Here is an 18,931-nt window from a genome sequence, read left to right on the forward strand (position 1 = left end):
ACTTGTCGAACCGGGTTAGGCGGGCTTGGCGCCCAGCAGGTACCAGCCCAGGTGGTGCCCCAGGAAGTCGCGGGCGATGAAGAGCACGCCGACGACCGCCACGGCCAGCACTACCAGGAAGATCGCCCAGCTGACGGCGAGCAGCAGCGGCCGGCGCCCGCCATCGGTAGCGGCGGTGCCGGTGACCGCGGGAACGCCGTTACCTGCCACGTTGACCCGGACCCCGACCGCGAACAGGGCCGGCAACAACCCACCCACCAGCAGCCCGAAGACCAGGATTTTGCACGTCGCTGCGAGGTTGAACCACTGACTCATGACCGGATGACCTCACGTGAATTGGGGTCGTCGGTGGGGACGACGGTCAGCTTGGCTCCGTCATGGCCGGTCTGGAAGGCCGATCGGAGGGCGTTCTCGACTTCGCGGCCCGCTTCTTCGGGTTGCACGCCGGGGGCGTCGAGACCGCCGGTGAGGGTGCCGTCCCATTCGGCGTTGACATTGTTGTGGTCGATGCGGGCCCGGCGCGACCGCAGCCAGATCGCCAGGACCGTGGTGATCAGCAGGACCACACCGATGGTGATGCCGGGGTAGCCGCCGATACCGTGGACCAGGCCGTAGGCGCCCGAGCCGACCCCGCCGGCCATCGGCAGCGTCACCAGCCAAGCGGCAACCATCCGTCCGGCGACACTCCAGCGCACCTGCGCGCCCGGCTTGCCGACGCCGCTGCCCAGCACCGACCCGGTGGCGACCTGGGTGGTCGACAGTGAGTAACCGAAGTGGCTGGAGAGCAGGATCACCGCGGCTGCCGAGGATTCGGCGGCCATGCCCTGCGGTGGCTTGATCTCGACCAGGCCCTTGCCCAGGGTGCGGATGATCCGCCAGCCACCGGTGTAGGTGCCCGCCGACATGGCCAGCGCGCAGCTCACGATCACCCACAGCGGCGGCAGCGTGGCCGACGTGCTCACCGCGCCGTAGGACATCAGCGCGAGGAAGATCACGCCCATGGTCTTCTGCGCGTCGTTGGTGCCATGTGCCAGTGACACCAGCGCGGCCGAGCCGATCTGACCGTGCCGGAACACCTTCTCGGACTGCTTCTCGTCGACACCGCGGGTGATGCGGTAGACCAGCCAGGTGCCCACGGAGGCGATCACCGTGGCGATCACGGTGGCGACCACGGCCGGGACCAGAACCTTGGAGACCACCCCGTGCCAGATCACCCCGTGCCCGCCGACCGCGGCGATCATCGCTCCCACGATGCCGCCGATCAAGGCGTGCGAGGAGCTCGACGGGATACCGAGCAGCCAGGTGAGCAGGTTCCACACGATGCCGCCGACCAGTCCGGCGAAGACGATCTCGAGGGTCACCAGATGGGCGTCGACCAGGCCCTTGGCGATGGTTGCGGCGACGGCGGTCGACAGGAAGGCGCCGATCAGGTTCAGGCAGGCCGACATGGTGACCGCGGCCTTGGGCTTGAGCGCACCGCTTGCGATCGAGGTCGCCATTGCGTTGCCGGTGTCGTGGAATCCGTTGGTGAAGTCGAAGGCCAAAGCCGTGATCACCACGATGATTAAGAGGAACAGATCAAGGCTCACGAGAGCATCACGGCACTGATTCTGAGGCCTCGATGGGGCGGTTGTCTAACGATCACCGTCGCGAAACGCCGGTGTATGTCGAGACGTTTCGAACTGTTTCCCCGTCGTTAACCTCAGGGCTTGCGGCGGCCGTCCTGGCGGGTATCGCGGCGCAGCGGATGGTCTTCGGGAACCTCCACGAAAATCAACGTCAGGCCGTCCGGATCGGTGACGTGCATCTCACGCAACCCCCACGGTTCGCGGAGCGCTTCCCGGGTGATGAGGACCCCGCGGCTCTGCAGTTCGGCCTGGGTGGCGGCGACGTCGCGGACCTGCAACCACAGCGCCCCCGGGAAGTTCGCGTCCGCGTGTTCGGGGTTGCCGTGCCCGGCGAGTTCGATCAGCGACTGTCCGGCGTAGAAGACCATCCCCGCGCCGTAGTCGCGGGCGATCGCCAGCCCGATCTCGTCGCGATAGAACCGCAGCGAGCGCTGATAGTCGGTGGGCCGGAGCAAGACCCGGCTGGCGAGGATTTCCATCAGTCCGCCCTCACTCGTCGACGGGCTCGATCCGGTTCCGCTTGACGATGGCGGTGGCCCAACCGGCGTTGAGGTTGTCCAGAGCGCGGAACGCCAGCGCCAGCCGCGGTGCGATGCGGATCGGGCGATATCTCGCCGCGTCGATCATCCACGCGCCGGCCTCCTGTGCGGTGAGTCCGGGTTTGCCCTGGAACGCCGCGGTGGGTGCGATCATCGGGGTCTTCACCAGCGGGTAGTACAGCGTGGTGGACTGCACGCCGTAGCGGGCCCATTCGCTGTCGATGACCCGGCTGACGGCGCTCAGTGCGGACTTGGAGCCGTTGTAGACGCCGAACAGCGGGGAGGAGTCGGTGAACACGCCCCAGGTGGCGACGTTGATGATGTGGCCGTCGCCGCGCTCGCGCATCCCCGGAGCGAACCCGCGGATCAGCCGCAGCGGTGAGTAGTAGTTCAGCTGCATGGTCCGCTCGACGTCGTGCCAGCGTTCCAGGGATTCGGCCAGTGGTCGGCGGATCGACCGGCCGGCGTTGTTGACCAGGATGTCCACTCCGCCGAAGCGTTCGTCGACGTCCTTGACCAGGGCGTCGATCGCCGCGAGGTCCGACAGGTCGCACGCGATGGCGTGAGCGGTGCCGCCGGCGGCGGTGATCCGCTGGACCAGTGCGTCGAGGTTTTCTTGGCGGCGGGCCACGGCGATCACGGTGGCGCCCGCTGCCCCGAACTGTTCGGCGCCGGCTTCCCCGATGCCCGAGGACGCCCCGGTCACCAGCACCCGCTTGCCGGCGAGGTCGACGGGCTTGGTGCCGGGCCGGTGCATCAGCTGCGCGGCGACCGGGGGACGCATGGTTGCGAGCGTGATCTGGTCGGTCAGGCGGCGCATCGGGCTTCGGCTCATGGTTAGCCAGTCTATGCGGGGCGAACCGCGCGCCTAGAAGTAGCGGGGGAACCTGCTCCAGTCCGGATCGCGCTTCTCCAGGAAGGAATCCCGGCCCTCGACGGCTTCGTCGGTCATGTAGGCCAGTCGGGTGGCTTCGCCGGCGAACAGCTGCTGGCCGACCAGTCCGTCGTCCAGCAGGTTGAAGGCGAACTTCAACATGCGTTGCGCCTGAGGCGATTTGCCGTTGATCTCCTTGGCCCACTGCACGCCGGTGGCTTCCAGCTCGGCGTGGTCGACGACCTCGTTGACGGCGCCCATCTGGTGCATCTGTTCGGCGGTATAGGTCCGGCCCAGGAAGAAGATCTCGCGGGCGAACTTCTGGCCCACCTGTCGGGCTAAGTACGCCGATCCGTAGCCGCCGTCGAAGCTGCCCACGTCGGCGTCGGTCTGCTTGAACCTGGCGTGCTCGCGGCTGGCCAGGGTCAGGTCGCACACCACGTGCAGGCTGTGCCCGCCGCCGGCGGCCCAGCCGTTGACCAGGCAGATCACCGGCTTGGGCATGAACCGGATCAGCCGCTGCACCTCCAGGATGTGCAGCCGCCCGGCGCGGGCGACGTCGACGGTGTCGGCGGTGTCGCCGGACGCGTACTGGTAGCCGCTGCGGCCACGGATGCGCTGATCCCCGCCGGAGCAGAACGCCCAGCCGCCGTCCTTGGGCGCCGGCCCGTTACCGGTCAGCAGCACCACGCCGACGTCGGGAGACATCCGGGCGTGGTCCAGCGCCTGGTACAGCTCGTCGACGGTGTGCGGCCGAAACGCGTTGCGCACCTCGGGGCGGTTGAATGCCACGCGGACGGTGGCGTCGGTGACGTGGCGGTGGTAGGTGATGTCGGTCAGGTCGGCGAAGCCGTCGACCGTGCGCCAGATGCTCTCGTCAAAAGGGTTGCTGCTCACGCCTGCGACCGTACCGGGGCGGCGGCGTCAGGTTGCCGGAGCTTGCCGGAACGCTTCCCGCAGGCTCGCGGCGTAGTCCGGGCCCTGCCCAGGTGCGGTGATCGCGTCCAGTCGGGCGATGGCGTCGTCACTGAGCACGATGTCGGCCACCTTCATGTTCTCTTCCAGGTGCGCGATCGATCCGGTGCCCGGGATCAGCAACGTGTTGGCCGAGGTGGTCAGCAGCCAGGCCAGTCCGATCTGGGCCGGGGTGGCACCGGTTTCGTCGGCGATCTCGCGGACTGTCGTGTGGTCGGTGACCTTGGGGAAGCCGGGGAACGCCGAGCCGAGCGGGAAGTACGGCACCCAGGCAATGCCCTCGTCGGCGCAGAAGTCGAGCGCGTCTTCCTGGGTGCGGTCGAGCAGGCTGTAGGCGTTCTGGACGCAGACGATGCCGGCTGGCAGGGCGCGTTGCAGCACGTCAAGGCCCACGCTGCTGATACCGATTGCGGCGATCTTGCCCTCGTCGCGCAGCGCGATCATCTCGGCCAGCTGGTCGTCGAGGTCGACGTTTTGATCGCCCTCGGGTGCCGGGGCGGGGCCGAGGTCGTAACGCCGCAGGTTGACCACCGGCACGGTGTCGAGACCCAGTTGGCGCAGGTCGTTCTCGACGGCGGCGCGCAGTTCGGCGGGCTTCTGGGCGGCGGTCAGCGGTACCGGGCCGACGCCGGTGTAGGCGGCGCCGACCTTGCTGACGATGACCAGCTCGTCACGGTAGGGCGCCAGTGCTTTACGGATGCGGTGGTTGACCTCGCCACCGGCATAGAAGGACGCGGTGTCGATGTGGTTGACGCCCAACTCGATAGCGCGGCGCAGGACCGCGATGGCGTCGTCGGTGGAAACCTTCTCGTCGAGCTGCATGGCGCCGTAGCCGACGCGGGCCACCTGATCTGTGCCGATTCGGGCGAGGCTGCCGGGCTGGAGTTGGTCTGTCATGGTGCTCCTAGTGAGACACTGGTAGAGATGCGGAGGACCCTCCGCTTAGGCAGCGTAACAGAAACGGAGGTACCTCCGCTTTGGCTGGGAGATCCGATGCCCGCCGCAACCGAGAGCGGCTGTTGGCGGCCGCCGCCGCCGCGTTCGGCGGATCCGATGGGAGTCCGGTTCCGCTGGAGTCGATCGCCCGTGACGCCGGTGTCGGCATCGGCACGCTTTACCGGCACTTTCCCAACCGCGAGGCACTGGTCGAGGCCGTTTACCGCGCTGAACTGGGCGACGTCGCGGCCGTCGCCGAACAGCTGGTCACCGGCCACCCGCCGAAGGTGGCGCTGCGTCGCTGGATGGACCGCTACGCCGGCTTCGTGGCCGCCAAGCGGGGGATGGCCGAGTCGTTGCGCGCCATCGTCGAGTCCGGCGCGATGGAGCCCAACGAGACACGTGAGCGCATCGTCGGCGCGGTCGATCTGCTGCTGCGGGCCGGCGCGCAGGACGGCAGTCTGCGCGCTGATGTGCGCGCCGACGACGTCGTGTCGAGCCTGATCGGCATCTTTTTGACCAGCGGCTCGCCCGAGCAGACTGGGCGCTTGCTGGATCTGCTCGTTGCCGGAGTGGCCGCCACCGGCTGATCACTCTGTCTACGGTGGAGTCGATGACCATCGACGTGTGGATGCAGCACCCGACCCGGCGGTTCCTCGATCACGACATGTTGGCCTCGCTGCGACGCTGGACCGGCGGTGCGATGCCCGACGAGGAGATCCCCATCGCGGCCACCGTGTCGGCGATGGACGCCGCGGGCGTGGATTTCGGGCTGCTCAGTGCCTGGCGCGGACCCAACGGCATGGACCTGGTCTCCAATGCGGAAGTCGCCGAATGGGTCGCAGCACACCCGAATCGGTTCGCGGGACTGGCCACGGTCGACCTGGACCGTCCGATGGAGGCCGTCCGCGAACTGCGCCGCCGGGTCCGCGACGACGCATTCGTTGGACTGCGCGTGGTGCCCTGGTTGTGGAACGCGCCTCCCACCGATCGGCGCTACTACCCACTGTTCGCCGAATGCGTAGAACTCGGCGTGCCGTTCTGCACCCAAGTTGGGCATACCGGCCCCCTGCGACCGTCGGAAACCGGTCGCCCGATTCCCTACATCGACCAAGTGGCACTGGACTTTCCGGAGCTGGTGATCGTGTGTGGACACGTCGGCTATCCGTGGACTGAGGAGATGGTCGCGGTCGCCCGCAAGCATGAGAACGTCTACATCGACACCTCGGCCTACACCACCAAGCGGCTCCCGGAGGAGTTGATCCGGTTCATGCGAACCCGCACCGGGCAGCGAAAGGTGTTGTTCGGCACCAACTATCCGATGATCATGCACGCCCATGCTTTGGACGGCTTGGATGAGCTCGGGCTTGATGATCAGGCCCGGGTGGATTATCTGCGGGGGAACGCCGAGCGGGTGTTCAAGCTGGACGGCGGTAGGGATTCCAGGGTCTATGGAGGTGAATAAACGGCTATGAGCCCTATCGACGTCGAGCGTTACATGTCTTCGACACTGGCGGCCCGTGGCTTCGCCATTGAATGGGTCGACTCTGATCTCGAGTACGGCGAGTCCCCAGCGTGGGCGGCCTTCTACCGCGGCCCGGACTGCAAACTTCAACTGTGCTGGTCATCTCGAGAGGGCGGACTCCATTTCTTGCTGGCTCCGTTGGATGCGCCGAATAAGTTTGGGCTTGACGATGGATTCAAAACTTGGCGCTACATGCTGGCGCTCAGTGATGTGACCGACGATCTAGGTCCGCCGCCCCTGGCGGCGGGGGACGATGCACTATGGGCTTGGAGAAAAGCCCTGTTCGACACCCATTTCGAAGCGGCGCGTGCTGCGTTATCGTCACGCGATCGCTAGTGGTTCATCAGCATGGACGACCCCGCGGACGACGGATCCAAGGTGCTTCAGCTCGAGATCGATCGGTTGTCGGCGGAGTTGGGGGTCCGCTCCATGCCGGTCGGGATGCGGACCAACGACGGGCTCAATATCGTCGTCGCCGACGCCGGTTCGCCACTACGCCTTCTACGAGCGCGGCCAGCTTGGCGTTGAGGAGGTTGGCTTGATGATGTCCTCTACTGGTACTGCAAGGGCATCGTCAGAAGGCAAGCCTCTAGGGAGGTGGGCGAACGCGCGGAACGCTTCAAATATGAATACGAGTGGCTCAGTGAATTTGATGTCGCCTGGGCCAAGAGGCGAGTCCGTGACCTTGCCGCTGTGTTTCGTAGCTGGGAGAAGCCGCAGGACATCGCCCTCCTTCCCGACATCGGCGAACCGTTGTGACCTTCGCCGGCAGCGCTTGGGATGCGCCTATGCAGCGGCGCGGGCCCCGCTAACCAAGAGTCATGCCGTCGCGATCGCCCGAACAGAAGACACAGGGGGCGCCGTATTCGCTGCCATAATCGGCGTAGGGCGCGACTGCCTTGACGACTCGGGCTGCCGTATCCGGGTCGAGTGTCGATTCGTCCGTCTCGGAATCAGACGGACGCAGTGCACCGATGCTCGCGATCAGGGGGGCCGGGCTGGCTGGATTCCCTGTGACATCGGTCGCCGGGTTGCCGTCGACGAATAAGGTGTACATCTCGTGTTCGGGAAACCCGAAGTTGAATCGCAGCACCCACCATTGATCGGATTGCTGTGCTGCATAAGGGAAGAATCTGTAGCCCGTGCGTAGCCAGTGAGGGCGCGCGTTCTCTTCGACCCGGTAGCGACCAGTCGGGGGCGAGTCACCCGGAGGCATCATTTCACCTCAGGGAGCGGACTGGCATGGCCGCTGGCGGGAATCGTAGTAACGGCGGGGAGCGGACTGATCGTTAGGTGGTCCGGTGTCTTCGGACGCCTTTGGCTTTTCGGCGACCGGCGCAACATCAATCACGCCGCCGCCTCCTGCGACCGCCGGAAACCGTCGATACTCGTCAAGATGGGTCATCCGATCGCTACGCCTAAACGACTGCCGGCGGGGGTGTGTCCGGCGGGGGTCTAAGAAAGTTGTCTCGGAGCAGGGCGAAACGATTGTAATTGCTGATTTTGCGCTGGATTGACCGCAGCAGGGGCAGGGCTTTCTCGTCGCGGATGTTGGTTGCAAAATCGAGTCCCGAGCCGACGAGGTCACTGGCCCAGGCGATTTCGGTCAGAAACAAAGCGCGTGCCCAGTCCAGGTCGAACAGGGGCTCTTTGCTTTCCAAGGCTTCAATAATCCGCTCTACGAATGAATCAAAGTCTTCTGTTCTGGGTAAGCCAATTATCGGTGCTAAGACCGAATCGGCTCGCTTCGCTGAGCCGAAGTATTCATTGAGACTTTGCACCATGAGCACCAGCTCGTCGTCGGTCAGGTCGATTGCCACCGGTTTAGGCATGGTCATGCTTTCAAGGTAGTGGATTTTCGTCTTGGTCCTCACCCAAGACAGGAGGGTGATCCGCGCGGTCCGGGAGATAGACGGGCCGCGGACCTGCCGCGGGTGAATCCCAAGGGAGTCCGCCCCCAGCGGGAAGCCGAAGTGGTCCGCCCCCGCCCGACTTGGTACTAGGTGTGGGCGGCGCCGGCAGCGCTTCGACGGGGGGTCGCCCGGCTGTCTTCGGGGAGCTCGGCGCATTTTCTGAGGGAACAACGCCGCCCGGCGTTCCGCCCGCAATTGGCAGCGGACCATCCGAAAGTTCGTTAGCGGCTATCGACGTGAGGCGTGTCGGAATCTTGCGGTCCAAGTAGTTTTGTAGGTTCGGCACCTTCGGCTTGTACACAGTTCCCGCATCTAGCCCCTTAGGGTCGCGAATCACCATCACGTTGGCCTTGGGATCGTAGAGCACTGGCGCGCCGTCGGGGGCCCGCCCGAGGACGAGATCTCCTGGGTTTTCGGCGCTTCGTTTGAATAGGTCGTAGACCGTTTCAGCCAACTGATCTTTGGTGATACCGGGAAATTCACCGATGTGCATTTTGCCGGCGTGGCCGTAAGCGATCTTCTGCGCGGCCCGCATTAGTGGATCGTTGCTCCAACCACCCGGCGGCGGCTCCGGGGCAGGGTGCGGAGCCTGCGGCAAGGGGATGCCGTTGCCTACGAGTTGGATCCCGTGTTCTTGCCGTTGAGGCGTGAGAGGTTCTTCGTCGTCGAACTTCAGGATTCCGACACCCTCTGTAACAGAGGCTATTCGGGTAGCGATCTCGTTGTCCTTGGTGGCCAGCGCCGCCACCTTGTGTCGGATAAATGAAGCGTGCTCTTGGGCGGCGGTCTGGCGGGCGGCGCGGCGCTCGGGGGAGCTGGCCTGGGAGCGATCGGTGACCGAATAGTCCTCGCCGACATCAAAACCGTTGTCGTTGGCTTCGCGGACCGCGCTAAGCACCTCCCGCTTGCAGAACTGCAATGCCTGGTCACCGTGACGGGCGATCTCGGTGGCCTGGTGCAATTGGTCAGTCGCAGTGCGCACCTTCACCATGTCGCCGTAGGTACGTTGCTGTGCCCCCTCGTTTCCGAAGCCGGTCCAGGGCGTACCGCCTGGGGCGGAGACTCGCCGGTGCACATCGGTGAACGACTCCTCCCACAGGTTGGCGGTGCGTTCCCAATGGTCGGCTGCGTCACGCAGGTAAGAGGTGTCGAGCGCCTGCACCTGCGACAACGTCAACAGCGCCCGAACGGCCGCCATCTAACACACCGTCGGCGGAACGATCGAAGTCATTCGCGCTGCTGCGTCAGCTTCGTTAACTGCGTATCCGTTTGCAGCTGCGGCCAACTTGGCGGCGGTCGCCTGCATTCGCGCCGCGCAGTTTGCGCCGGCGACGGACACCAGGGCATTGATGGCAGCGACCGTTGCGGCGCTGGACAGCGCGGAGGAAACCACACCGGCGGGTGCCGTGTTGCCCGCCAACTTGCCGGCCAACGAACCACACCAGCTCGCCTCGGCTTGCAGCGCGGCGTCGCTCACCCGGAGGGTTTGCATTACGGAAGCCTAATTCCTGTCCCTACCTGGCGCACCTCACCACCGAACCGGCACCATAGACCGATGCCGCCACCCCTCGACGACATCCTTGACCGCCTACACGTGGTGGCGCTGCCGATGCGGGTCAAGTTTCGCGGCATCACCGTTCGTGAATTGGCGCTGATCGACGGCCCGGTCGGCTGGGGGGAGTTCGGTGCATTCCCCGAGTACCAACCTCCCGAGGCGGTGCACTGGTTGGCCTCGGCGCTGGAAAGCGCCTATCACCAACTGCCCCAACCCCTGCGCGACCGCGTCCCGATCAACGCGACCGTGCCCGCCGTCGACGCCGCGCGGGTTCCCGAGGTACTGGCACGGTTCCCCGGCGCCCGCACCGCCAAGGTCAAAGTCGCCGAACCGGGCCAGACCTTGGCCGACGACGTCGCCCGCGTCGAAGCCGTCCGCGCCCTGATCCCCACCGTGCGCGTCGATGCCAACGGCGGTTGGACGCTCGATCAGGCGGTTGCGGCGGCAAAGGTATTGGGCGCATTGGAATATCTCGAACAACCCTGCGCCACCGTCGCCGAACTCGCGGAGCTGCGCCGTCGCATCGATACGCCGGTGGCGGCCGACGAGAGCATCCGCAAAGCTTCCGACCCCCTGGCTGTCACGAAAGCCGGGGCCGCCGATATCGCGGTGCTGAAAGTCGCACCACTGGGCGGTATTTCAGCGCTGTTGAAGATCGCTGCGCAGATCGGCATCCCGGTGGTGGTCTCCAGCGCGATCGACTCGGCGGTCGGTATCGCGACGGGTCTACGGGCAGCGGCCGCGCTGCCGGAACTGCAGCACGCCTGCGGGCTGGGCACCGGATCGCTGTTCGTCGACGACATCGCAGAGACACCGGCACAAGAGGACGGTTACCTGCCGGTAGAGCCCGTAGCTCCGGACCCCGCGCGGTTGCACGCCCTGGCCGCTTCACCGAAACGACGCCAGTGGTGGATCGACCGGGTCAAGGCGTGCTGTCTATTGCTGCCGCGGTGAGCACTCACACGCTGGGCAGCCGCGCGTCGATCCCATTGGCGATCGTGACGGCTTCGTCGCTGACATAGAGCTTGCACGCCAGCACGTCGATCGCCACGTTGTTGGTCACCCGCAGGGCCCGTTGACACGACCAGCCCGCGCTGTCGTCCTGGTGCTGGGTCATCCACACCGTTGAGTCGACGTCGGCGACCGTGTCGAACGTCCAGGACGTGTCCGGGTAGCCGTCCTTGGCGGTCGCGAATGTCCGCTCGCCACAGGAGTTCCAACCGCGGGCGGTCGCATCGAAGAAACTGCGTGCCGCATCGCGGGTGGCGAACACCGTCGCGGCCTGAATCACGAAGTGGTCTTGCGCACTCTCGCTGAGGGTTTGGGTGAGGGTCGCGGTCCAGTCCGCATCGGTATACACCGACTTCTCGACGGGCATCCACGCCGCCAGGCAGTCGTGGTCGGGAAACTGGCGGCCCGAATCGAACATCCGCGTCCGCGAGTCTTTGATGCGCATACCGCGCGCGCCCATGATGTCGCTGACCGTGGTCGCCTTCAGCAACAGTTCCGGCAGCATCGCAGCGGTCACCGGGCGGGGCCCGTCCTGGTCGGCTGGCACCGCCACGCCGCCGGTCACCCGTGCGCAGGCGGCCATGACGGCGGCGGCCAGCATCAGCACGAAGGCCAGTCCGACGCTCCGTATCCGCATCACCGTCCCCCAGCTGCGCAGTTGCGATCCTGACACCATAAAGCGTCGACGGGTCGCGTACCTTCACTCTGGTGACCAACCTCGCCTACGACGACCGTAATCAGGATGGGGAGCCGGTTCTGTTCATCGCCGGGCGTGGCGGCGCCGGTCGCGGATGGCACCTGCACCAGGTGCGCGAATTCCAGCTCGCCAGATACCGCCCGATCACCTTCGACAACCGCGGCATCGGTGCCACCGAGAACGCCTCGGGGTTCACCACCGAAACCATGGTGGCCGACACCGCCCAGCTGATCGAATCGCTGAACATCGGCCCGGTCCGCATCGTCGCGGTCTCGATGGGCTCGTTCATCGCTCAGGAATTGATGCTGGCCCGGCCCGACTTGGTGAAATCCGCTGTCCTGATGGCCACCCGTGGCCGCCACGACCGCGCTCGGGAGTTCTTTTATCAGGCCGAGGCGAAGCTCGCCGAGGCCGGTGTCGAGCTTCCCGCCGAGTATGAAGCCAAAGTGCGTCTGCTGGAGAGCTTTTCACCCAAGACGCTCAGCGATGACGCCGCGATCAAGGACTGGATCGCGATGTTCACCATGTGGCCGGTCAAAAACACTCCGGGGCTACGCTGCCAGCTCGACGTGGCGCCGTTGACCAACCGGCTGCCCGCTTACGCCAACATCACCCAGCCGGTGCTGGTGATCGGTTTCGGCGACGACGTTGTGACCCCCGCACACCTGAGCCGCGAGGTCGCGGACGCGATCCCGGGTGCGCGCTACCTGGAGATCCCCGACGCCGGGCACCTCGGTTTCATCGAGAAACCCGACCAGGTCAACAAGGCAGCCCTGGAGTTCCTCGCCGAGGTCGACGGCAAGCCCTTCCGGTGGGCGCCGATGCCTGCGGCGCACGACTAACCTGGTACCAATGACCAACCCCTCGACGGCACAGGCCCGCATCGTCGTCGACGAGCTGATTCGCGGCGGTGTCCGCGACGTGGTGCTGTGCCCGGGATCACGCAATGCGCCGCTGGCCTTCGCGCTGCACGACGCCGACCGGGCCGGCCGGCTGCGCCTGCATGTGCGCATCGACGAACGCACCGCCGGATACCTGGCGATCGGGCTGGCGGTGAGCGCCGGTGCGCCGGTGTGTGTGGCGATGACGTCGGGCACCGCGGTAGCCAATCTGGGGCCGGCGGTGGTCGAAGCCAACTACGCGCGGGTGCCACTGATCGTGCTGAGCGCCAACCGCCCCTATGAGCTGCTGGGTACCGGCGCCAACCAGACCATGGAGCAGCTCGGCTACTTCGGCACCCAGGTGCGCGCCGCCATCAGCCTGGGGCTGGCCGAGGACGCCCCCGAGCGGATGGATGCCCTCAACGCCACCTGGCGTTCGGCGGTGTGCCGAGTGTTGGTCGCTGCCACCGGATCTCGGACCGCGAACGCGGGGCCCGTGCAGTTCGACATCCCGTTGCGCGAGCCGCTGGTGCCCGATGCTGATGACACGGGATCGCTGCCGCCGGGCCGGCCTCACGGGCGTTCCTGGACTCTGACGCCGCCGGTCAGCTTCGACCAGCCGCTGGACATCGACCTGTCTCCGGACACCGTGGTGATCGCCGGGCACGGTGCGGGGCCGCACCCGAACCTGGCGGCACTGCCCACCGTCGCCGAGCCGACAGCCCCGATACCGGAGAATCCGCTGCACCCGCTGGCGCTGCCACTGCTGCGCCCGCAGCAGGTGATCATGGTCGGCCGGCCGACCCTGCACCGCCCGGTGTCGACGCTGCTGGCCGACCCGAGCGTGCCGGTGTACGCGCTGACCACCGGGCCACGCTGGCCGGACGTGTCGGGTAACTCGCAGGCCACCGGCACCCGAGCCGTCGCTTCCGGGGAACCGGATCCGGGTTGGCTGCGCCGCTGCGCGGAGCTGAACGCCCAGGCCAATGCCGTGGTGCGTGACCAGTTGGCGGCGCATCCGCTCACCACCGGCCTGCACGTGGCGGCCGCCGTGGCCGACGCGCTGCGCCCCGGAGATCAGTTGGTGCTGGGCGCTTCGAACCCGGTACGCGACGCCGCACTGGTCGGGCTGGGCAACGCCACGAACACCCGCGGCGTCACCGTGCGATCCAACCGTGGGGTCGCCGGCATCGACGGCACCGTGTCCACCGCGATCGGTGCCGCGCTGGCTCACGAACAACAGAACCCCGACGCCCGCACCATTGCGCTGATCGGGGACCTGACGTTCGTCCACGACAGCTCCGGACTGCTGATCGGGCCTACCGAACCGAGGCCGCAGGAGCTGACGATCGTGGTCTCCAATGACAATGGCGGCGGCATCTTCGAGCTGCTCGAGCAAGGAGATCCACGGTTCGCCGATGTCTCGTCGCGCATCTTCGGCACCCCGCATGACGTCGACATCGCCGCGTTGTGCCACGCCTATCACGTCGAATTCCAGCAGGTCGAGGCCGACGACCTGGCCTCCTCACTCGCCGAGCCCGCCGGCGGCGTGCGGGTGCTCGAAGTCAAGGCCGACCGCTCATCGCTGCGGACACTGCACGCCGCGATCAAGGCCGCGCTGTGAGACTGCCCGATTACCGGTCCAATAGGGCCTATCGAACGTTGAAGCCGTTGCTGCGCACCTTGATTCGCGGCAACGGCGCGCTGCCCCGCAACACCTGGCCCGCGCGTCTCCTGCGGTGGGCGCGCACCGGAGTGGTGATCCTGGTGTCGTTGGTGACGTTGCAGTCGGTGTTGTTGGTGGCGGGGGCGTGGCGCAACGACATCACCATCGAGCGCGACATGGGGGTGGCCGAGGCCGAGGTGCTCAACGCGGGCTTTCGGCGCTCCACCATCGAGTTCGTCACGCCGGAGCGGATCACCTACCGCCCCGAGCTCGGCGTGCTGTACCCGTCCGAATTGGCCACGGGGATGCGGATTTACGTCGAATATGACAAGTCCGATCCGGATCTGGTGCGGGTCCAACACCGTACCGCGGTGCTGGCGGTCATCCCGGCCGGATCCGTGGCGGTGATCGCCTGGCTGATCGGGATCGCGGCGTTGGCGGGATGCAATGTCGTCGAACGACGGTGGGCCAGAGCTCAGGCGTAACGCGGGGTTGGGGCCAAAAGTCCTCAAATTCACGCGAACGCCGATTTTTGCTGACGATCGCAAAAGTGCTTGTTAGGCTGCGGCGGATTTCGCGTTGTTCGTTTACTGCCACACGATGGCCCTCAACGGTGAGGAGACATTCAATGATCCGTCGTGCTGTGGTGCTCGCAGGCATTTTCGCGTTCGGAGTGGGTATCGCAACCACTCCCGTCGCCGCTGCAGAGCCGTACTACAAGAACTGCACTGAGGCCCGTAAGGCCGGTGCGGCGCCGATTCGCGAGGGCGAGCCCGGTTATCGCAGGGCGCTGGACCGCGACGGCGACGGAATCGCCTGCGAATAAACAGCGGTGGGCAGCGCTGACCGGCTACCGCTCATTCACCAGCCGGTCGAGCCAGCCGGCGTCGTCGGTGTCTACCACCGTCTTGGTCGTCAGGTCGTAGACCGTCGGGGTGCCGGGGCTCTCCGGGTTCGCCGACAGCAGCTGCACGCGGTTGAACGCGTTCATCGACGTGGCGTCCACGACCTGCTGCCCGGCGGCGATCCGATCCACTACGTGGTCGGGTAGGCCGCTTTCGCGCGCGGTGGTCGCGATGTCCTCCACGCTGGGTGTGCCGCCGTTGCGGTACAGGTCGGTCACGAACGTTTGGTAGGCACCGGCCGAGGTAGCCGGATCGGCCGCTGCCATCAGCGCGTTGCCGACGCGTGCCGAGGTGTCGTTTTTGCGGCGGGCATCCAGAAACGTCATCCACCGGTAGGTCACCGCGACGTCGCCGGCGGTCAGGTGCCGGCTCAGCGCATCACTGGAGGCTGCCTCGAACTTCGCGCACTCCGAACACTGCGGATCGCAGAAGATCTCCAGCTGTACCGGGGCGGAGGCCGTTCCGACCACCACACCGAAGTGGTCGGCGCTCCACGCTGTGGGTGCCTCCGGGTCGGCTGTCGCCGGCCCCGCCAACGCGCCGCCGAATACCACCAGTGCTGCCAATGTGCCCAGCCAAGACCGCATTCCAGCACCCTATCGAAAGGCGGGTACCGTCGACCGGGTGAGCCGCGCCAACCTGGACAAAGACCCGCACGCCGTGGCGTCGATGTTCGACGGCGTCGCCCGCCGCTACGACCTGACCAACACGGTGTTGTCGCTGGGACGCGACCGCTCCTGGCGTAAGGCCACCCGGAAAGCGCTCGAGTTGCAGCCGGGGGAGAAGGTGCTCGACCTGGCCGCCGGCACCGCGGTGTCGACGGTGGAGTTGGCCCGCTCGGGTGCTTGGTGTGTGGCCGCGGACTTCTCGGTGGGGATGCTGACCGCTGGTTCCGGTCGGCCCGTGCCCAAGGTCGCCGGGGATGCCACCAAGCTGCCTTTCGGCGACGGGGTGTTTGACGCCGTGACGATCAGCTTCGGGTTGCGCAATGTCGTTGACCACACCGCGGGCCTGCGGGAGATGGCCCGGGTGACCCGGCCCGGAGGCCGGCTGGTGGTGTGCGAGTTCTCCACCCCGACCGTGCCGGTGTTCGCCACCGCGTACAAGGAGTACCTGATGCGGGCGCTGCCGGCGGTGGCACGTGCGGTGTCATCGAACCCGGAGGCCTACGTCTACCTTGCCGAATCGATCCGCGCCTGGCCGGATCAGGCCGCGCTGGCCCAGCAGATCGGCGCGTCGGGCTGGTCGGACGTGAGCTGCCGCAATCTCACCGGGGGCATCGTCGCGCTGCACTCGGCCCGCAAACCGCTTTAACCCTCGCGAGCAGACGCGAAGGCCCCCAAAAACCACGGGATTTGGGGGCCTTCGCGTCTGCTCGCGGGATCAACCAGCCGGGTCGAAGCGGAACACCGCGATCCGGCCGGCGAGCGCCTCGACCTCGTCGGGGGTGCCCTTGTCTACCAGGCCGGCCTGCTTGAGGAATCGGGCGCCGACGGGCACCTGCACCGGAAACTCCCGCAGCACCGGGCGGGCCGCCTCCGCCGATAGTTCCACGATGCGCACCGGCCGTTCGCGGCGACCGTGGCGCAGCAGGCCCGCACCGGCCGCCCGGGCATTGAGCGCCCAATCGGCCTTGGGGAAGCCCGCCACCGTGTAGAGCTGCCCGTCGACGGTGAACGGCGTCATCGGGGTGCTGCGCGGCTGGCCGGACTTGCGGCCCGGCACGGTCAACACCATCGGCGGCCCCGTCGGGATGCCCAGCTTCTGCAGGCCGATCATCAGTTTGTTGACCGGTTTGAGCCAGCGCGGCGGCTTCGGGTCACTCATGGCGGCGCTCCCGGTCAGCCCAGGTGCGCCGAGAGTAGCCAGCCCGCGGCCGACTTGCGGCCGCCCGGCTCGTCGCGCAGCGGAACGCCGCCGAATCCGGGGAAGTCACCGGGGAACACCGCGTGCAGCCGAGCCGGCCTGATCTCGTCGATCACCCAGTACTTCGACACCACCTCACGCAGTTCGTCTTCGGTCACCGCGAACGGCGGGCCCTCGGGAATGGCGGCCTTGTCGAAGACCAGCACGAAGTACGACGCCCCAGGTGCGGCGGCGCGCACGATGGAGCGCTGGTAGCCCTCGCGCGCTGCTATCGGGATCGAGTGGAACAGCGTGCTGTCGACGATGGTGCCGAACCGTCCGTCATAGCCGGAGAAGTCGCTGATGTCGGCGACCTCGAAGGTGGCGTTGGTCAGGCCGCGCTTGGCGGCCTCGGCGCGGGCCAGGTCGATGGCGGTGGGCGACATATCGAGGCCCACGGTGGTGTGCCCGTGTTCGGCCAGATACAGCGAGATGGCGGCCTCGCCGCAGCCGACGTCAAGGACATCGCCGTGGAACTTGCCCTGCTCGATCAGTGTGGCCAGCTCGGGTTGGGGTTCCCCGATGCTCCACGGTGGTTTGGCGCCCAAGCCCATCTGCTCGGATTCGCCACGGTAGGCGGCGTCGAACTGGAGATCCAATGAATCGCTCATTACTCCGGTATATCAACGCCTCTGATACATGTCAATGACATTGATATACCCATGGCGCAGACACCGGCGCTAGGAGAACGGGCGGCGGCGGTCGATCAACCGGGACAGCCGTCCCCCGCCGCGCCAGGCCCGCGCCACCAGATCCGCGTCGTCGTCGGTGACCAGGTTGGCCATCACCCGCACCGCCACCCGCATCAGCATCGTCGAGCGCATCGCCAGCGGGCCGGTGGCCGGCAGGAACCGGGGGAACGTCAGCAGCAGCGCCAGTCGCCGGGCCACCGAGAACCCGCGCGCGTAGTGGGCGGCCAGCAACTCCGGCCACGCCTGGGTGAGGTCGGCGCCGCCCGCGTTCTCCAGTAGCTCGACCGCCAGCCGCCCGGTCTCCAGGCCGTAGTCGATGCCCTCGCCGTTGAGCGGGTTGACGCAGGCCGCGGCGTCGCCGATCAGCATCCAGTTAGGCCCGGCGACACCCGAGACCGCGCCGCCCATCGGCAGCAGCGCGCTGGCCGGCGCACGCACTGGGCCCTCGAATCCCCACTCCTCGCGGCGCAGGTCGGCGTAGTAGGACATCAACGGCCGCAGCGCCACATCGGCGGGCCGTTTGACGGTGGCCAGCGCGCCGACGCCGATGTTCACCTCGCCATTGCCCAGCGGGAAGATCCAGCCGTAGCCCGGCAACACTTCGCCCTCGGGGGAGCGCAGCTCCAGATGCGATGTCAGCCACGGTTCGTCGCTGCGCGGCGAGGCCAGATAGCCGCGAGCGGCCACCCCGTACACGGTCTCCTGGTGCCACTGGCGACCTAGTACGCGGCCCAGCGTGGAGCGGGCCCCGTCGGCAACGATCAGCGCCGTACAGGCGACCTCCGTGCCGTCGGCCAACACCACCGCGCGCACCCGCCCGGCCGAGTCGTGGTGGGCACCGACGGCTTTGACGCCCAACAACATTCGGGCACCAGCCTCCTCGGCGACCTTGCGGATGCGCTCGTCGAGTTCGGTACGCGGCGCCGCGCTGCCGGTCGACGGGAAGGAGGGGCCGGGCCAGTCCACTTCGATCTCGCCGCCGAAGCCGGACATCCGCAGACCCCGGTGCCGGATATGGCTGTCCAGCCATTCCCCGAGCCCCAGTAACTCCAGCTGTTCGACCGCTCGCGGGGTCAGTCCGTCGCCGCAGGGTTTGTCCCGCGGGAAGGTCGCCGAATCGACCACCAGCACGTCGCGGCCCGCTCGCGCCGCCCAGGCGGCTGCCGCCGACCCCGCCGGTCCCGCACCGACCACCACCACATCAGCCTGCGAACTCACACTGACCAGTA

General features: G+C 66.9%; 26 protein-coding genes. 11 read left to right on the top strand and 15 right to left on the bottom strand.

The window, feature by feature from the left end; all coding sequences use genetic code 11:
- Positions 1–15: 15 nt before the first annotated feature.
- The 6 genes from MJO54_RS03155 to MJO54_RS03180 all read right to left on the bottom strand — a co-directional run bounded on the left by MJO54_RS03155 (position 16) and on the right by MJO54_RS03180 (position 4,913).
- Entirely contained in the window at positions 16–315 is a 300-nt protein-coding gene (locus MJO54_RS03155; protein WP_046283233.1) for a hypothetical protein, read from the bottom strand.
- Positions 312–1,589, bottom strand: coding sequence for an inorganic phosphate transporter (locus tag MJO54_RS03160; protein ID WP_046283234.1), 1,278 nt, complete (start codon positions 1,587–1,589; stop codon positions 312–314). Before MJO54_RS03160 ends, MJO54_RS03155 begins: the two co-directional genes overlap by 4 nt.
- A 113-nt stretch (positions 1,590–1,702) precedes the next feature.
- Entirely contained in the window at positions 1,703–2,107 is a 405-nt protein-coding gene (locus MJO54_RS03165; RefSeq protein WP_065152670.1) for a VOC family protein, read from the bottom strand.
- A gap of 10 nt (positions 2,108–2,117) precedes the next feature.
- The gene (locus MJO54_RS03170) at positions 2,118–3,002 is read right to left on the bottom strand and encodes an SDR family oxidoreductase (RefSeq protein ID WP_065152671.1); all 885 of its coding nucleotides are present in this window, start codon (positions 3,000–3,002) and stop codon (positions 2,118–2,120) included.
- 33 nt (positions 3,003–3,035) lie between these two features.
- On the bottom strand, positions 3,036–3,938 hold the full coding sequence (locus MJO54_RS03175; RefSeq protein WP_046283237.1) for a 1,4-dihydroxy-2-naphthoyl-CoA synthase: 903 nt from the start codon (positions 3,936–3,938) through the stop codon (positions 3,036–3,038).
- 27 nt (positions 3,939–3,965) lie between these two features.
- Positions 3,966–4,913, bottom strand: coding sequence for an aldo/keto reductase (locus MJO54_RS03180; protein WP_065152672.1), 948 nt, complete (start codon positions 4,911–4,913; stop codon positions 3,966–3,968).
- 80 nt (positions 4,914–4,993) lie between these two features.
- On the opposite strand from MJO54_RS03180, the gene MJO54_RS03185 reads away from it, so the two are divergent.
- From MJO54_RS03185 to MJO54_RS23800, 5 genes are all read left to right on the top strand, one after another.
- Positions 4,994–5,542, top strand: coding sequence for a TetR/AcrR family transcriptional regulator (locus MJO54_RS03185; RefSeq protein WP_046283239.1), 549 nt, complete (start codon positions 4,994–4,996; stop codon positions 5,540–5,542).
- A 23-nt stretch (positions 5,543–5,565) separates the two neighbouring features.
- Positions 5,566–6,417, top strand: a complete 852-nt coding sequence (locus MJO54_RS03190) for an amidohydrolase family protein (protein ID WP_046283271.1) — start codon at positions 5,566–5,568, stop codon at positions 6,415–6,417.
- 6 nt (positions 6,418–6,423) lie between these two features.
- The gene (locus tag MJO54_RS03195) at positions 6,424–6,813 is read left to right on the top strand and encodes a hypothetical protein (RefSeq protein WP_233428658.1); all 390 of its coding nucleotides are present in this window, start codon (positions 6,424–6,426) and stop codon (positions 6,811–6,813) included.
- Positions 6,814–6,825: 12 nt separating this feature from the next.
- Positions 6,826–7,005: a hypothetical protein gene (locus MJO54_RS23795; protein ID WP_396877000.1), complete on the top strand. Its 180-nt coding sequence runs from the start codon at positions 6,826–6,828 to the stop codon at positions 7,003–7,005.
- A 69-nt stretch (positions 7,006–7,074) separates the two neighbouring features.
- Positions 7,075–7,236 (top strand): hypothetical protein, encoded by a 162-nt coding sequence (locus MJO54_RS23800; protein WP_396877002.1) that lies wholly within the window; start codon positions 7,075–7,077, stop codon positions 7,234–7,236.
- Positions 7,237–7,285: 49 nt separating this feature from the next.
- Here the strand turns inward: MJO54_RS23800 and MJO54_RS03205 are convergent, their stop codons facing one another.
- The 4 genes from MJO54_RS03205 to MJO54_RS03220 all read right to left on the bottom strand — a co-directional run bounded on the left by MJO54_RS03205 (position 7,286) and on the right by MJO54_RS03220 (position 9,882).
- Positions 7,286–7,693: a hypothetical protein gene (locus MJO54_RS03205; RefSeq protein WP_046283272.1), complete on the bottom strand. Its 408-nt coding sequence runs from the start codon at positions 7,691–7,693 to the stop codon at positions 7,286–7,288.
- A 202-nt stretch (positions 7,694–7,895) separates the two neighbouring features.
- Positions 7,896–8,315 carry a hypothetical protein gene (locus tag MJO54_RS03210; RefSeq protein WP_046283240.1) on the bottom strand — a complete coding sequence of 140 codons (420 nt, stop codon included), beginning with the start codon at positions 8,313–8,315 and terminating at the stop codon, positions 7,896–7,898.
- Positions 8,316–8,319: 4 nt separating this feature from the next.
- Entirely contained in the window at positions 8,320–9,588 is a 1,269-nt protein-coding gene (locus MJO54_RS03215) for a hypothetical protein (protein ID WP_052741121.1), read from the bottom strand.
- Entirely contained in the window at positions 9,589–9,882 is a 294-nt protein-coding gene (locus MJO54_RS03220) for a hypothetical protein (protein ID WP_046283241.1), read from the bottom strand.
- 63 nt (positions 9,883–9,945) lie between these two features.
- Here MJO54_RS03220 and MJO54_RS03225 point away from each other — a divergent pair, with 63 nt between their 5' ends.
- The gene (locus MJO54_RS03225) at positions 9,946–10,899 is read left to right on the top strand and encodes an o-succinylbenzoate synthase (RefSeq protein ID WP_046283242.1); all 954 of its coding nucleotides are present in this window, start codon (positions 9,946–9,948) and stop codon (positions 10,897–10,899) included.
- Between the two features lie 4 nt (positions 10,900–10,903).
- Here the strand turns inward: MJO54_RS03225 and MJO54_RS03230 are convergent, their stop codons facing one another.
- The gene (locus MJO54_RS03230) at positions 10,904–11,593 is read right to left on the bottom strand and encodes a sensor domain-containing protein (protein WP_233428660.1); all 690 of its coding nucleotides are present in this window, start codon (positions 11,591–11,593) and stop codon (positions 10,904–10,906) included.
- Positions 11,594–11,664: 71 nt separating this feature from the next.
- Between MJO54_RS03230 and MJO54_RS03235 the strand changes: the two genes are divergently transcribed.
- From MJO54_RS03235 to MJO54_RS23735, 4 genes are all read left to right on the top strand, one after another.
- Positions 11,665–12,495, top strand: coding sequence for an alpha/beta fold hydrolase (locus MJO54_RS03235; protein ID WP_046283243.1), 831 nt, complete (start codon positions 11,665–11,667; stop codon positions 12,493–12,495).
- Between the two features lie 10 nt (positions 12,496–12,505).
- Positions 12,506–14,158, top strand: coding sequence for a 2-succinyl-5-enolpyruvyl-6-hydroxy-3-cyclohexene-1-carboxylic-acid synthase (gene menD / locus MJO54_RS03240; RefSeq protein WP_046283244.1), 1,653 nt, complete (start codon positions 12,506–12,508; stop codon positions 14,156–14,158).
- A gap of 2 nt (positions 14,159–14,160) precedes the next feature.
- Entirely contained in the window at positions 14,161–14,685 is a 525-nt protein-coding gene (locus MJO54_RS03245; RefSeq protein ID WP_434085440.1) for a DUF3592 domain-containing protein, read from the top strand.
- Between the two features lie 143 nt (positions 14,686–14,828).
- Positions 14,829–15,026: an excalibur calcium-binding domain-containing protein gene (locus MJO54_RS23735; RefSeq protein ID WP_046283245.1), complete on the top strand. Its 198-nt coding sequence runs from the start codon at positions 14,829–14,831 to the stop codon at positions 15,024–15,026.
- A gap of 24 nt (positions 15,027–15,050) precedes the next feature.
- On the opposite strand, the gene MJO54_RS03255 is transcribed toward MJO54_RS23735, so the two are convergent.
- Entirely contained in the window at positions 15,051–15,692 is a 642-nt protein-coding gene (locus MJO54_RS03255; RefSeq protein WP_240175635.1) for a DsbA family protein, read from the bottom strand.
- 37 nt (positions 15,693–15,729) lie between these two features.
- Between MJO54_RS03255 and MJO54_RS03260 the strand changes: the two genes are divergently transcribed.
- Positions 15,730–16,419: a demethylmenaquinone methyltransferase gene (locus MJO54_RS03260; RefSeq protein ID WP_046283246.1), complete on the top strand. Its 690-nt coding sequence runs from the start codon at positions 15,730–15,732 to the stop codon at positions 16,417–16,419.
- A gap of 69 nt (positions 16,420–16,488) precedes the next feature.
- Here MJO54_RS03260 and MJO54_RS03265 read toward each other — a convergent pair whose 3' ends face one another.
- From MJO54_RS03265 to menJ, 3 genes are all read right to left on the bottom strand, one after another.
- Positions 16,489–16,932: a nitroreductase family deazaflavin-dependent oxidoreductase gene (locus MJO54_RS03265; RefSeq protein WP_046283247.1), complete on the bottom strand. Its 444-nt coding sequence runs from the start codon at positions 16,930–16,932 to the stop codon at positions 16,489–16,491.
- 14 nt (positions 16,933–16,946) lie between these two features.
- Positions 16,947–17,621 carry a class I SAM-dependent methyltransferase gene (locus MJO54_RS03270; protein WP_064889332.1) on the bottom strand — a complete coding sequence of 225 codons (675 nt, stop codon included), beginning with the start codon at positions 17,619–17,621 and terminating at the stop codon, positions 16,947–16,949.
- A gap of 69 nt (positions 17,622–17,690) precedes the next feature.
- On the bottom strand, positions 17,691–18,929 hold the full coding sequence (gene menJ / locus MJO54_RS03275) for a menaquinone reductase MenJ (protein ID WP_240175945.1): 1,239 nt from the start codon (positions 18,927–18,929) through the stop codon (positions 17,691–17,693).
- Positions 18,930–18,931 lie beyond the last annotated feature (2 nt).

This window comes from Mycolicibacter virginiensis, from assembly GCF_022374935.2.
GTDB classification, from domain to species: Bacteria; Actinomycetota; Actinomycetes; order Mycobacteriales; family Mycobacteriaceae; genus Mycobacterium; species Mycobacterium virginiense.